Consider the following 13,321-nt stretch of genomic DNA (forward strand, 5'->3'; position numbering starts at 1 on the left):
TCTCCTGATGATTACTTTGCTCTTATAGTCCGGACCATCATCACGGTGCCTGCACGAACCCGTATCTCTGACGAAATACTTCATATTTTCAGAGCCGGGGGCGTATACCGGCTCCTGAACAGAAATACTGCTCTGCCCGACTATATCTTACTCCCCGGTGGACATCAAGCCGTCAGAGATTACTCAGCAGACATATTGCAAGAGAGCAGGTCAGACCGGTGCGCAGATATGGTTTTACCGGACATGAGGCGAATAACCCGGCTATTCGCCTCACTAATTGAGTAGAATAGCCAGGCTATTTGCCTCATTTGCCTAATTTGTATTATGCAGCAGGGCGGCAGGTATTTTCCCGAAACTGCCGTTATTAAAATCATCAACTGCATCGCGGATTTCCTGTTCGCTGTTCATCACGAACGGCCCGTAACCGACAACCGGCTCATCAATCGGCTCGCCACTGAGGAACAGCACGACCGCATCTTCCGTGGCGTCGAGTAAAAGAGTTGTGTCTGTCCCGTCCAGGATCATCAGTTCACCGGCATTCAGCGGGGCGCGACTGTCAACATAAATGCTGCCGTGCAGAACAATAAGTCCGGCGTTGCGGTTTGCTTTGGCAACCAGTCCGAGTGTTTTCCCGGCACGCAGGCGCAGATCCCACACATCCATTTCCGTAAAGGTTCGCGCCGGTCCGTGCTGTCCGGCGTAATCACCGGCTATCACCCGCAGAGTCCCTGCATCATTCGGCAGATTGACAGTCGGGATCGTGCTGTTTTCCAGTAACTGATACCCGGGCGCGGATGATTTCGCCGCCGCAGGCAGATTTACCCACAACTGCACCATATCCAGTGTTCCGCCTTCCTGCATAAAACGATCAGAATGGTATTCCTGATGCAGGATCCCGGACGCGGCCGTCATCCACTGCACATCACCGGGACCTATCACGCCACCTTTTCCGGTGGAATCGTGATGTGCCACGCCGCCGTCATAGACAATAGTGACGGTTTCAAACCCTCTGTGCGGATGCTCGCCAACGCCGCGGTTTGCACCTTGTGAAGACGGAAAATCCGCCGGTCCCGCGCGGTCGAGCAGTAAAAAGGGATTCAGGTGTTTCCCGTGATTACTGTAGGAAAACATCTGGCTGACAGGAAAGCCATCCCCGACCCAGTGACCTTTTGGTGCGCGGTATGTACCAATAATATTTCTCATGATTTATCTCCCGATAATTATGTATGGATTAATAATAGGGGTGGAGATTATGAGTGAGTAGTCACGAATCCGGGTTTCACTGTTGCACAAACAGAACAGTGCCGGGCATTCGGATTATCCTGTTTTCAGAACAGTGTTTATCAATATCCGCTCTACTGCCAGGGTGAACAGATCCGTATTATTTATCCCATGCAGGCACTGCGCATAATGCGTTGCTGCCATTGCCGGTAAATAAGTCAGGAATGAATAATGAAAAAAAATTGGTTTATCACTCTTTACATCACTCTTTGCATCACTGTTTTTATTTAATGCCGCACAGGCGGCTGATTATCAGTTAGATCCGGCACACACCAAAGCTGTGTTTTATATCGATCACTTTAATACCTCAACTAACAGTGGTGGTTTTTATGAAATCACCGGTGATATGTCATATTCACCTGAAAAACAGCGCGGCAGTATTAATGTATCCATCCCTGTTTCTGCATTAAATACAGGTCTTACAGCATTTGATAACCATATTCAGAGTGCAGATATTCTTGATGCGAAAAAATATCCGGCTATTACCTTTAAATCCACCAAATGGAATTTTAAAGATAACAAGGTGGTTTCTGTTGATGGTGAATTAACCATGAAAGGTAAAACACATCCGGTGACATTACAGACCACAAAATTTGGTTGTTATTTCAGCCCGGTACTCAAAGCCGATGTATGTGGTGGTGATTTTGAAACCACGATTGACCGGACTCAGTGGGATGTTAATTACCTTGTAAAAGAAGGAATGTCTGCTTCTGTGAAACTGAACATTCAGGCTGAAGCGGTTAAAAAATAAAAGCGTAAAGGATCAGAGGATTATTCAATGAAAAAAGTAAAAGCAGGTCTGTTTACCGCCACCGTTTTAGGATTGGCGATGACGCTGACCACCGCATATGCGGCAGAATATAAAGCCAGTATCAAAGAAGGTCCGTTAAAAATAGTGAACCTGAATGACCTGGAATCACAGGTGAAAGCCAATATGGATAAAGGCGCTTTTGGCTATATACGCGGCGGTGCAGAAGATGAAAAAAAATATGCGGGATAATACCGCCAGCTTTGATCGTAAATATATAATGCCCCGGGTTATGCAGGGAATAGAATTAAAAGACATCAATATTACCACTTCATTTTTAGGTATTCCGCTGGACACCCCGGTTATTCAGGCACCGATGGCAGCTCAGGGATTAGCACACCGTGACGGGGAAATAGCGACAGCAAAAGGGATGGCGAAAGCAGGATCTATTTTCACACTTAGCACCTACGGTAATAAAACCATTGAAGAGGTTGCGGCGGTATCAGACGGGCATCCGTTCTTTTTTCAGCTTTATATGAGTAAGAATGATGCATTTAATGAATTTACCCTGAAACGGGCAAAAGAGAGCGGTGCCAAAGCCATTATCCTGACAGTTGATTCTCCGGTCGGTGGCTGGCGTGAAGATGATTTACGCAACAATTTCCAGTTTCCGTTAGGGTTTGCAAACCTTGAGTTGTTCGCCAAACAGAATAATGATGGTGCTAAAACCGGAAAAGGTGCCGGGATTAGTGAGATTTATGCGCAGGCAAAACAAGCTTTTACACCGTCTGATATTCAATATGTGAAAAAAATGTCCGGTTTACCGGTGATTGTAAAAGGCATTCAATCTCCTGAAGATGCTGATCGTGTAATTGAAGCAGGCGCTGATGCTATTTGGGTATCTAACCACGGCGGACGTCAGTTGGACAGCGGTCCGGCATCCTTTGATGTGCTGCCGGCGATTGCAAAAACGGTTAATAAACGTGTACCTGTGGTGTTTGACAGTGGCGTGCGCCGTGGCTCGCATGTTTTCAAAGCATTAGCGTCAGGGGCGGATATTGTGGCAGTAGGGCGTCCTGTTCTCTATGGTCTGAATCTGGGCGGCGCGCAGGGTGTAAATTCAGTTATTCAGCAACTGAATAAAGAACTGCGTATCAATATGATGCTGGGTGGCGCGAAAGATATCAATGCGGTTAAACAGACTAGATTGTATACGGACAGTGATTTGCAGTAATTTCTATGTCGTATTTACTGTCAGCCCGCCACCGGCGGGCTTTTCTGTGCCGGTAACGATCCCCGGCACCATTGCGCCAGTTGCCTGATGGCGGTTTCCACTTCAGTATCACAGCCGAACCCCGCATTTAGCCGGAAACAGAGGTCGTAGCGGCTGTCCGTCGCAAAAATATGACCGGGTGCAATGCCTATCCCTTCAGCCCGCGCGTTGAGAAACAGTGTCCGGACATTCAGGCTGCCTTCCGGCATTGTCACCCACAGAACATAACCGCCTTCCGGCGTTGTTACCGTCGTGCCCGGTGGAAACGTCCGCAGCACAAGGTTGCGGATTTTTTGTATCTGTACTGCCAGTTCCCGGCGCAGGCGGCGCAGATGTGCATCATAGCCGCCGTTGCTCAGCAACTCGCTGATGGCGGCCTGCGGCAGAACCTGAGAGCCCATTGATGAGGTGTATTTCAGCGAGGTGATTTTCCGCATGTAGTGCAGGCTGTGAACCCAGCCTATCCGCACGCCGGGTGCGATGGTTTTGGAAAATCCGCTGCATAGGATCACATTGCGGCTGAATGCCCGCATCGGAAACGGGCGCTGCTCACCAAATGCCGCATCACCGAAAGTATCATCCTCAATGATGATAATCCCGTTTTCATCTGCCTGTCGGGTGATGTCCGCTTTGATTTCATCAGGGATCGTTTTACCCAGCGGATTATTCACATTTGCCAGGGTGACAAATGCTTTTACGGCTTTGCGGCGGAAGAGGGATGTGAGTTTGTCGCAATCCACATATCCTTCGGGGCAGGCGTCCACTTCGGTCAGCCGGAGATCAAGATTGCGCAGCATCTGTAACAGGACGAAATAGCAGGGAGACTCCACGGCAACAGCATCACCGGGCTCAAGGGTTGCGCGCAGTGCGAGGGAGAGCGCCTCAATACAGCCGTTGGTGATAAGCAGAGTGTCAGGGGTAATGTTGCAGCCGTAACTGACCGCCCGCCGGGCGATTTCCTCTTTCAGCGGCGGGTAACCGGTTCCTTTTACACAATCACCCAGCAGAAAGGGCTTGCTGTAGCTGAGCTGGCGCATAATCTGGCTCAATTTTCTCACCGGATACAGCTCCCGCCTGCCGTTCGCCAGATCCAGCGGGACACGGCAGGCTTCACCGACCATCGACATATGCAGTTCTGTCTGTTCATCCAGCTGTGCAAAGTCAGCAGGCGGCGTTTCTGATTTTACCGGTTCGCGTGACAGAGGCAGAGTTGGCGCGACAAAAAAACCGGACTTCGGCCTGGCAACCGCGACATGTTCATCCTCCAGTGTGCGCAGGGCTTTCAGAGCGGTGGTCAGGCTGACATTGTGTTGCGTTGCCAGTGTTCTGACAGACGGCAGCCGGGTATCAGGCGGCAGAACACCTTCCTGAACCGCCCGTTTTATCTGTTCTGTTATCTGCCGGTAGCGGGGAAGGGACGCCATCTGTTCTGCCTCATTCTTCAGGGTTCTGTGTGTATCAGTAAGAGTATGCTGAGAGTAAATTATGAATCAAGGCATTATCCGGCTTACTGTGAGGTTTATACCCTTATTCATTCAAACCGCAGGTTCGTTGGCCGCACTCAGCCCGCCGGGTCACATACTAATGTATGCTCCCCGGCGGTCGGAGCTTGCCGCCTGCCTGCATCCTGAATGACGTTGGGTATATACCCTTATTCACTCAAACCGCAGGTTCGCTGGCTTCCCTTGCCGCCTTCCTGCAACTTTAATGACGTTGGGTATATATGACAACATTTGACAAAATCACGCATTTATTAAATACACATCAGGTTCCTTTTGACGTGATTGAGCATCCGGCAGAAGGGCGCTCAGAGGCGATAAGTACCATCCGGGGAAATAAACTGAGTCAGGCCGCCAAGGCAATGGTGCTGGAAGTGACGATACCTTCTCAGGATCCGGTTTATGTGCTGGCGATTGTGCCGGGAGACTGTAAAGTCAATTTCAAAAATGTCGCGCGGCTGGCGGGGGGTAAAAAATCATCCTTTGCACCACCGGAGAAAGCGCAGGCGCTGACCGGGTGTCAGATGGGGGCGGTGCCGCCGTTCAGTTTCAGTGAGGCGCTGACACTGTATGTTGATAAACGCCTGACCGGCGCAGGACGGGTGTATTTCAATGCCGGGGAACTGGTACGCTCAATGTCTCTGGCAGCAGAGGATTATTTCAGTGTGATAGGAGCTGATCGCATTGCGGATATTGCGGTTTCACCCGATGGTGAATAAATAATATATACCCAACGTCATTCAAGATACAGGAAGGCGGCAAGGGAAGACAGACGGGGAGCATACACAAGTATGTGACCCGGCTGGCTTCCCTGCGCCAACGAACCTGTAGTTTGAATGAATAAGGGTATAAAATAAAAAAGCGGAGAATGGAGAATAAAGATGGAATATTGCACAGCCACATTGGCGGATATGGATCAGGTAAAAGCATTGCTGACACGTTATCATCTGACCACGATCAGTGCGGAAGATAAACCGGACGGATTTGTTACCACACAGATGAGCGATGAACAAATGGCTGATTTAATTGAAAATGAGCAGGGATTATTCATCGCAAAACAGGACGGCAATGTCGTGGCATTCGTGATGGCGGCATCCTGGCAGTACTGGTCACCCTGGCCGTTATTTGCTCACATGATTGATAAACTCGGCGATCATTCATTCGCAGAACAGACCCTCAGCATGGAAAATTCCTATCAGTACGGCCCGGTCTGTATTGATGCGACGGTGCGCGGAAAAGGGGTTCTGGAAGGCTTATTTGCCTATGCGCTGGAAAAAATGTCGCGGCGTTTTGATATCCTTGTGACATTTATTAATAAAGTAAACCCGCGCTCTTATGCGGCACACACCCGGAAACTGGGGCTGACGGTGCTGGATGAATTTGAATTCAATAATAACCATTATTACTGGCTGGTGTGTGAAACACGCTGATCTGCCGGAAATCAACGGACTGAACCCGCTTTTGGCGGGTTTTTTTGTATCTGAGATTGATGAGTCACTTCTGATTTGACCTGACACAGCCGTGACGTGACGCCAAATCTAATCTGACAGACAGCTTTGTGCCAGGAGCGGACGTTGCTTACGTTTCGATATGTTAATTTATAGAGTGCAAGCAAAACCCGATAAAGTATTTTTTTTGTGTCTGCAAATTGTCGATACGTGCACTACCCAGCTATTTAGTCCGATCAGTCAGGTATAGCAAAAAGTGAAGAATAAGGCTCTCGCCCTTCAGCAGGAACCTCCGTACCCCAGTAGCTGGAAGACATAGGACTATTCTTCTTAATTGAATCTGTTTTTTTTAGAAAATAAAATCCCATCCATTCCGTTGCTTTTTATCAGCACTCTTGTTGTACTGCTTTTGCTATCCGTAAGTGTTTGATTCAGAGAATCGATGTCTGATATATCTAATGCGACATTTTTATACAATGCATTCTTTATTTCATGTTCACAAAGCATCATGTCAAGACGGTATTTTACCGAACTATTTTTTATAAAGGTATTCAATGCAGGGGATATCCAAAATGTCAGTTCTAAAACATCATTAATCTTATCTTGAAGTTTTTGAAGGATATCTGCAATATCATCACTATCTGCATCCTTCCAAATCGGCTCATTATGGGCCACACGGTTTCTCAGCATTCGTACTGTTTCAATTCTGCGGCGAATAATATCACGCTGTTGAAATTGCTTGTTTTTCCCTGTTACAGTTGGAAGCTTTTTAAAAGCAGTTAAAAACCCTCTTGGCCACAGGAAATTTTTGGTTGCATCACCATCATAAAAACTTTTATCAAGGATATACTCCCATGCGCTGAAATCTGTTTGAGAAATGATCTGATCCAGTGTAGGAACTGCAGTCGTCGTTTCACCCAACTTTTTTCTTCAGGATTTTTTTGAGCACTTTTTTTTTGCTTTAGCTAGACCTGCTTTAAAGTCTGTCGTTTGAGACGCAATGATCATTGGCTTGGAACCATCAGCTAATAATGCCCCTCTGTCATCCTCTATAAGATTGGACGGAACCTTTTCAAACCAGTGTTCACCTGCGGCGGTGGCTATATTTCTCTTGCCAGCCTCATTGATAGCATTACGTAGAGCGACCTCAACAAGTTGAAGTAAACTGTTCAGTGCGCCTGCAAGCTCAAGGTTCCAGTTGTAGATACCCAAAAGTTCTGCATTATCACTTACCTTGAACGCTGATTGATAGCTGGTTAGTCTGGCTGATGAAATGAGCTTTTTTTATGTCCGTAAAATCAAAACTTTTAGGCATATTTAATGTATTAAATTATTAAATGTTTGGTCGACCCTTTATACTATAAAAAAGTCTGAATTTCGATTGCAATCGAAACCACATTGGTTTAGTCTTTTCAGCGTAGCTAGTCTGATGTTCTTCTCCTGACTCGTGCAGTGCCAGATCTAAGACATAAAGCGCAAGAATTATTGCCCCAACGTTTGTTGGGGCACCCCCCACTCTAAAAATCTCATTTCTCTCCTTATCTAATTGAAAGTAATTCATTATTTCAATTAAAGCAGTCGCTTCTAAAGGTTTTCCATATACAGAAACGCTTTCATTAACTCATCTTTTGTAAACGGCGATATCAAACTTGCGTCTCACCTTAAGCACAATTTCGTAAGCCACAATAGCTGAAGCTGGTACTTGAGTCGGCTTTTCACTCATAGCAGACTCTGTGACTCGTCAGTCGATGCCTAAGTGCCGGAAGCTGACGTTGAACATTTTAGCCGCCATGAGGCGGCTCTGTATTCAGACTCATTTCTCAGAATGAAAAACTCCAGTCAGCTGCGGTTGCGAGAGCCACAAACGGTCCGGCCAGCGTAACGTTGTGATGACCGATGATTTCACTCGCTGACAAATGTTCGTTATCCATTGTTGTATGCGCATCTGAAATCAGCATCGTCCTGAATCCCAGTTCCGGTGCTGCGCGGCAGGTAGTATCCACACAGAATTCTGTTTTCATACCGGCAATAACCAGCTCTTTAACGCCTCTCTGGCTAAGCTGACGCTGCAGATCGGTATCCCGGAAACAGCTGGGGTACTTTTTAACGAACACGATATCCCGCTCAGCGTTAACGTTCATTTCGCGTATCAGTTGTGTTAGCGGACTTTGCTCTGAGAAAGGGGAATCGTCGGGGCCTGTGTGTCGGGCAAAAAAAACAGGTACCTGAGCCTGTCGGGCTTTTTCAATCAGCAGACAAATATTTGACAGAACCTGGGTTGCGGAATATGGGGAAACCGGGCCATGAAAAAGCCCTTGCTGCATATCGATAATTAAAAGTGCATGTTTAGATAAAAGCATGATGTGTCTCCATTCAGAGTGTTATGAACGGAGAGATTTTCTTCCCCGTTTGGTTTAGCGGGGAGTCCGAATCTGTTTTGTCAGGAGCCAGTTACAGATACACCCACACCGCTGAATTTTCCGGTGGTGGTGGTGACTGTAGTTGCTGACCAAACTGACTTAATCATTTTCTGACCTTCTCGTATTTATTTAGTATCAGGAGCTGGAATCATAAAAAACTACCTTTTTGTTGTAGCACTGATCAAATACCGGTTTCAACAAATATTTTGCCTGAAGGAAGAATGACCTTAGCTGCTGCATACTGGCTATGCTAAGAATGTTAAACTAATTTCCGCTCATCACTCAAACCAACCTCTCAGGTTTAGTTATGTCCTACCTGCGAAATCTGTCAGTTCAGGTCTTAATCAATACAAACAAGGATATAAGCGGGGTTATTGTGGTATTTGAGATATTCAGGAATATCCTGCATTACGGCTTTCATTTTCTGGTGCCGGTTTTATTCGCCCGGTTGTTCTGGCGACAGCACTGGAAAGCAGCCGCGTGTATTATGATCGCGACCATGATTATGGATGCGGATCATTTGCTGGCCGATCCGGTTTTTGACCCCGACAGATGCAGTGTGGGTTTTCATCCGCTGCATACGGTATGGGCAGCGGCTGTCTATTTATTCCTGCTGGTGATGCCGTCGTGGAAACTCCGCGCGGTGGCGGTCGGTTGTTTATTTCATTTATTCACAGACGGAATGGATTGTTATCTGGGAAGTCTGAAGCAGGGCGCGGCGTTCGCGGGCTTATCATAGAAATCTGCCCTTTTATTGATGATAATAAAAGGGCAGAGAGTGTTTCATTTTTTTATAAAATAATCAGAACGGGTTATTCAGTACCGGAACCGAAATATCGGCACCAGGCAGGCTGACTGACGGCGCTTTGACATCAATACTCGGCGCTGATGTTACCGGAACAGAAATACCGACTTCCGGTGCCGAAATAGTGGGTTTTCCGATATCCACTGATGGCATGGATGGATTTTTGCCGGAGGATACATCTGACGGCACAGAGGGAATGCGCCCGTTATTGGCCGGTTTTTGTGCTGACGAAATACGCCCGCTGTCAGCCGGTGCTTTCTGCATATCCGTATAAACCGGTGCATTTTGCGGTGCGGTGCGCCGTCCTAACGGAGCTTTCTGTCCGTTAGCGCCGTTTTGTGCCGGTACTGCCTGAGTTTCCGGTTTACGCATTTGTCCACCTACCGGCTGGCGTGGTGGCTGTTCCGCACTCACTTCTTTGCCGGTTAACAGCGGACCGTTTTCATTAATTATGGTGCCATCGTTCGGTGAACCGGAAACCATGGCAGGATCGGTCTGTTTATGCGCGACATTCTGTCGGCTGAGCAGTTTGCCCTGCTTGCGGTCGGTGCTCTCTTCTTCTGTGACCAGACTGTCAGCGTCTTTGACCGCAAAGGATTTTCCGCGGTAAGGCAGCAGCAGATAGGGCTTACAGGCATCAGTGTTACAACCACGGTAGCGAACCATGCCGTCGATGCTTAATGTGATGATCCCGCCGCCGTTCAGCAAATAATCCCAGGTTTTTCCGTTGATGGTCACGGTGCCGCTCATATTACACGGCGTCTGACTGTATTCACCGTAAGGCAACGCCTCATAAGGCTTGCTCAGGGAGATAGCTTTTCTTATTTGATCGTCTTTCAGCGACCATTTTTCACAGGCACCTAATAATACGCCGTCACCGGAGGGATACATAATTTTCTCACCGGGTTTAATATCATAGTTTTTTTTGCTGCAACCTGAACTGATTAAGGCGAGCGCTATGATAATTAAGGGCGCCGGTAATGTTTTTAAGTATTTCATCGTATTTATAATATTCCTGTCTTCAGCCCGGTGTTATTACGGTAATGACGGACATGATTTTTAGCCCATTGAATATTAGCGGCTTACTGAATCGATATCTATCAGTGTTATCCGAAGCGTGACAGGAATAATAAAAAACCCGGTAAGAATTTACCGGGCTGAAATATGAAAATAAAATGCTTATTGTGTCAGTGAATCATTCATGACTTTTTGGAACGTCTCCCACCCGCAATAACCATTTTTATCAACCGGACAATTTTTCAGTTCCAGGGTGACGTTTTTCGGTGGTGTTTTTAAGGAGAGGTAACTGGTATTACGCAGTTGGTCAGATGATTGATAAATATAGTTAATTTTAACGTAGGATTTATTATCTTGTTTATCTGTCCAGCGCTGGAAAACCAGTTTTCCGCCGATAGGCGTGTGCTCATATTGTTCCGGTAACTGATACGGTTTGAATTCCAGAGCAGAGAGCAGCGAAGCAATATTGGAATCATGTCCGGCAAGGAAGGTAAATTTCGCTTCATTTTCCGGCGTTGCAGCGGCAAAGTGCTGATTAATATAGCTCAGTAACGGATGTGCGACATTTTTTGCGATAATACGCGGCGTAAATAAGCTCTCCTGATAACCGTTTTTCAGGGTATTCAATTTTTTCCATTGTTCAGGCGTGGTTATTTCACCCCAGGCAACATCATTTGCCGGGAAACCTTCATAATATTGTAAATCGATAGCATCTACGGCGGAGTTCGCCATTTTCAGCGGCCCTTTAACGCCCGGCTCTTTACCTGCTTCAATAATAAAGCTGTTTTTACCGTCAGCCAGGGAGCAGAGTTTATTTGTTTTGCACTGCTCAGAATTTTTAATATTGAGCAGGGTATTCAGCGCATTATATCCGGGCGTCAAATCCTGGCTTTTATAATGTTCTTCCATTGCCGCCAGCGCCGTGTTTTTAAATTCAGCGCTGTCATTGGTCACTATCGGGTTAAATACCGGGTCCATTGTGCCGATTTCCGGCTGGTGCTTAACAGTGACAGCGCACCCCGGGAATGCCCCGGCAGTAAAGAACTGTGCGGTGGCGATAGTGCGTTGCAGGCTGTTGGCGTACACACTCAGTGTTTTTTCATCTGTCGGGCACAGGGTGTCCGGCAGTAATTTGTTCTCATCCAGCCACTCACGGAAATAGTGCCCCATATACACTTCCAGCGCGCCCCCTTTGGTGGTCAGGTAGCCACTCTGCGCATCCCACGCAGGCCAGGTTTTATCCGTGATTTCAGTCAGTATCCCGGTGTTTACAATCGGGGTGCGCAGGTTATGGCGGCTCATCACCAGCACCTGTTCCAGTGTCATTGTATCTGCTGAGGTATCGGCGAAAGCGGGAAGGGCGGGCGTCAGTAACGCGGCAGCAAGGGACATAGTCAGTAACGTCTGTTTCATCCGTAACACTCCTGGAGAATGATTAGTGAACCAGAGATAATGAACGAAACGGATACTATTTACTGCGCTGATCCTCCCAAATATACCCTTATTCATTCAAACCGGAGGTTTATTTGCGGAGGGAAGCCAGCCTGCATCCGGAATGACGTTGGGTATATGCCGGTTTCTGGTATTCAACACTGAAAATAGCGTTTAAGAAGTGGTGCGGTAAAGTTTTTCTTCAGATAAAAGCCCCGGGGCAGTGTTTGTATCGGCTGACCCTGCGGACCGATGGCGTCTGTCAGCGCCCGGCTGTTTGCCGCTTTCGGGCGGATTTGCATCACTTGTCCGTGACGGGCGGTGATCTGTTCCACTTTCCCCAGCACGATCATATCCATCAGCTCTTCCCAGTCCGACTGTAACAGACGTTCTTCTTCTTCTGATGGTGACCAGAGCAGAGGTGAGCCAACCCGGCGCTGTGCCAGAGGGATATCACGCGAACCTTCCACCGGCACCCACAATACACGGGACAGCTTATGGCGCACATGGCACTGCGCCCAGGTCACGCCGCTGTTGCCGGTCAGCGGTGCGACACAGACAAAGGTGGTTTCCAGCGGCGTGCCGTGTCCGTCAACAGGAATAGTTTTCAGCTCCACGCCGATGCGGGTAAAATCCTGCTCCGCTTTACTGCCCGCTTCCGCGCCCAGCCAGTATTCCAGCAGCATCCCGACCCAGCCTTTATCACGACGTAAATCCGGCGGAACCGGCATTCCTGCGATGGCGGCAAGCTCACCAAAGGTTGCGCCCGCAAGGGATCGCGCACGGGAAAGCAGCGCGGTTTCGCTGTCAGGGGGGAACGGTGGCTGAAAGGCGTGTGTCATCATTTATGGCTGCTTAAAATTTGAACAGTGGCATCCGGTAAAATAATACATGGACATGAATGAGAAATAAATGTTATCTAATTTATTGATATATAGCTATTAATTTTAATTTTTCGCCGGTATGGGCAGAACCGATATGGCAGGTTGTACACGGGCATCTTCAAACAATGTACAGGATCACACACCAAGTTATCCACAGCTTTATGGGATAAGTGATAAAGCACGGTACTACTGGTTTGATTTACAGCCTTGACTTCCGGTCTCCTTCGCGTCTGAGATGCGCTTTTGCTTATTGGTAAGCCACAATCTGTGGATAACTATGATGGTGGTTACTTTTTGTTCTGTGTGAGTCTGTGAAGATCACCATGGGTGAATAATTCAGATAATTCTCTTTTTTTTTAGCTATCATCTTGTTGATTTTTAATAAATTGATTGTATGACGAATTTTTATCAACAGAGGGGGAATAAAAACTATACCCCCATTACCCTTGCGTTCTTCACAACTATATCCACAGAAAACGTGAATAAAAGCCATTTTTTTGTTGAAGGGTGTTTAT

The 13,321-nt window shown here is 47.4% G+C and carries 12 protein-coding genes and 1 pseudogene; 5 read left to right on the forward strand and 8 right to left on the reverse strand.

Annotated elements, in window-relative coordinates; all coding sequences use genetic code 11:
* Positions 1-312 precede the first annotated feature (312 nt).
* A complete protein-coding gene (locus AYY16_RS00060) occupies positions 313-1,203 on the reverse strand; it encodes a pirin family protein (RefSeq protein WP_067360421.1) in 891 nt (296 codons plus the stop codon).
* Between the two features lie 259 nt (positions 1,204-1,462).
* On the opposite strand from AYY16_RS00060, the gene AYY16_RS00065 reads away from it, so the two are divergent.
* Together AYY16_RS00065 and AYY16_RS00070 are read left to right on the forward strand one after the other, a co-directional pair.
* Complete coding sequence (locus AYY16_RS00065) at positions 1,463-2,032, forward strand: YceI family protein (protein WP_067360424.1); 570 nt, start codon at positions 1,463-1,465, stop codon at positions 2,030-2,032.
* Positions 2,033-2,059: 27 nt separating this feature from the next.
* Positions 2,060-3,263 (forward strand): annotated as a pseudogene (locus AYY16_RS00070) (lactate oxidase).
* A 20-nt stretch (positions 3,264-3,283) separates the two neighbouring features.
* Here AYY16_RS00070 and AYY16_RS00075 read toward each other — a convergent pair.
* Positions 3,284-4,726 (reverse strand): aminotransferase-like domain-containing protein, encoded by a 1,443-nt coding sequence (locus AYY16_RS00075; RefSeq protein ID WP_067360427.1) that lies wholly within the window; start codon positions 4,724-4,726, stop codon positions 3,284-3,286.
* A 299-nt stretch (positions 4,727-5,025) separates the two neighbouring features.
* Here AYY16_RS00075 and AYY16_RS00080 point away from each other — a divergent pair, with 299 nt between their 5' ends.
* Both AYY16_RS00080 and AYY16_RS00085 read left to right on the forward strand, forming a co-directional pair.
* The gene (locus AYY16_RS00080) at positions 5,026-5,520 is read left to right on the forward strand and encodes a YbaK/EbsC family protein (RefSeq protein ID WP_067360430.1); all 495 of its coding nucleotides are present in this window, start codon (positions 5,026-5,028) and stop codon (positions 5,518-5,520) included.
* Positions 5,521-5,682: 162 nt separating this feature from the next.
* On the forward strand, positions 5,683-6,231 hold the full coding sequence (locus AYY16_RS00085) for a GNAT family N-acetyltransferase (protein ID WP_067360433.1): 549 nt from the start codon (positions 5,683-5,685) through the stop codon (positions 6,229-6,231).
* Between the two features lie 348 nt (positions 6,232-6,579).
* Here AYY16_RS00085 and AYY16_RS00090 read toward each other — a convergent pair whose 3' ends face one another.
* The 3 genes from AYY16_RS00090 to AYY16_RS00105 form a co-directional block, all read right to left on the reverse strand.
* Entirely contained in the window at positions 6,580-7,170 is a 591-nt protein-coding gene (locus AYY16_RS00090; RefSeq protein WP_067360436.1) for a hypothetical protein, read from the reverse strand.
* A gap of 9 nt (positions 7,171-7,179) precedes the next feature.
* Positions 7,180-7,461, reverse strand: a complete 282-nt coding sequence (locus AYY16_RS00095; protein ID WP_067360439.1) for a hypothetical protein — start codon at positions 7,459-7,461, stop codon at positions 7,180-7,182.
* 608 nt (positions 7,462-8,069) lie between these two features.
* Positions 8,070-8,609 carry a cysteine hydrolase family protein gene (locus AYY16_RS00105; protein WP_067360445.1) on the reverse strand — a complete coding sequence of 180 codons (540 nt, stop codon included), beginning with the start codon at positions 8,607-8,609 and terminating at the stop codon, positions 8,070-8,072.
* Positions 8,610-9,045: 436 nt separating this feature from the next.
* Here AYY16_RS00105 and AYY16_RS00110 point away from each other — a divergent pair, with 436 nt between their 5' ends.
* Positions 9,046-9,408: a DUF6122 family protein gene (locus tag AYY16_RS00110; protein ID WP_067364479.1), complete on the forward strand. Its 363-nt coding sequence runs from the start codon at positions 9,046-9,048 to the stop codon at positions 9,406-9,408.
* A 63-nt stretch (positions 9,409-9,471) separates the two neighbouring features.
* Here the strand turns inward: AYY16_RS00110 and AYY16_RS00115 are convergent, their stop codons facing one another.
* The 3 genes from AYY16_RS00115 to mutH form a co-directional block, all read right to left on the reverse strand.
* On the reverse strand, positions 9,472-10,473 hold the full coding sequence (locus AYY16_RS00115; RefSeq protein ID WP_067360448.1) for a RodZ family helix-turn-helix domain-containing protein: 1,002 nt from the start codon (positions 10,471-10,473) through the stop codon (positions 9,472-9,474).
* 180 nt (positions 10,474-10,653) lie between these two features.
* Positions 10,654-11,904: a bifunctional glucose-1-phosphatase/inositol phosphatase gene (gene agp / locus AYY16_RS00120; protein WP_067360451.1), complete on the reverse strand. Its 1,251-nt coding sequence runs from the start codon at positions 11,902-11,904 to the stop codon at positions 10,654-10,656.
* 173 nt (positions 11,905-12,077) lie between these two features.
* Positions 12,078-12,764 (reverse strand): DNA mismatch repair endonuclease MutH, encoded by a 687-nt coding sequence (gene mutH, locus AYY16_RS00125; protein ID WP_082970643.1) that lies wholly within the window; start codon positions 12,762-12,764, stop codon positions 12,078-12,080.
* Positions 12,765-13,321: the final 557 nt, after the last annotated feature.

This window comes from Morganella psychrotolerans (assembly GCF_001676155.1).
GTDB lineage: Bacteria > Pseudomonadota > Gammaproteobacteria > Enterobacterales > Enterobacteriaceae > Morganella > Morganella psychrotolerans.

Coding starts and splice junctions, on each gene's coding strand:
- AYY16_RS00060 (WP_067360421.1), bottom strand. CDS start 1,203: ATGAGAAATATTATTGGTACATACCGCGCACCAAAAGGTCACTGGGTC.
- AYY16_RS00075 (WP_067360427.1), bottom strand. CDS start 4,726: ATGGCGTCCCTTCCCCGCTACCGGCAGATAACAGAACAGATAAAACGG.
- AYY16_RS00080 (WP_067360430.1), top strand. CDS start 5,026: ATGACAACATTTGACAAAATCACGCATTTATTAAATACACATCAGGTT.
- AYY16_RS00085 (WP_067360433.1), top strand. CDS start 5,683: ATGGAATATTGCACAGCCACATTGGCGGATATGGATCAGGTAAAAGCA.
- AYY16_RS00105 (WP_067360445.1), bottom strand. CDS start 8,609: ATGCTTTTATCTAAACATGCACTTTTAATTATCGATATGCAGCAAGGG.
- AYY16_RS00115 (WP_067360448.1), bottom strand. CDS start 10,473: ATGAAATACTTAAAAACATTACCGGCGCCCTTAATTATCATAGCGCTC.
- agp (WP_067360451.1), bottom strand. CDS start 11,904: ATGAAACAGACGTTACTGACTATGTCCCTTGCTGCCGCGTTACTGACG.
- mutH (WP_082970643.1), bottom strand. CDS start 12,764: ATGACACACGCCTTTCAGCCACCGTTCCCCCCTGACAGCGAAACCGCG.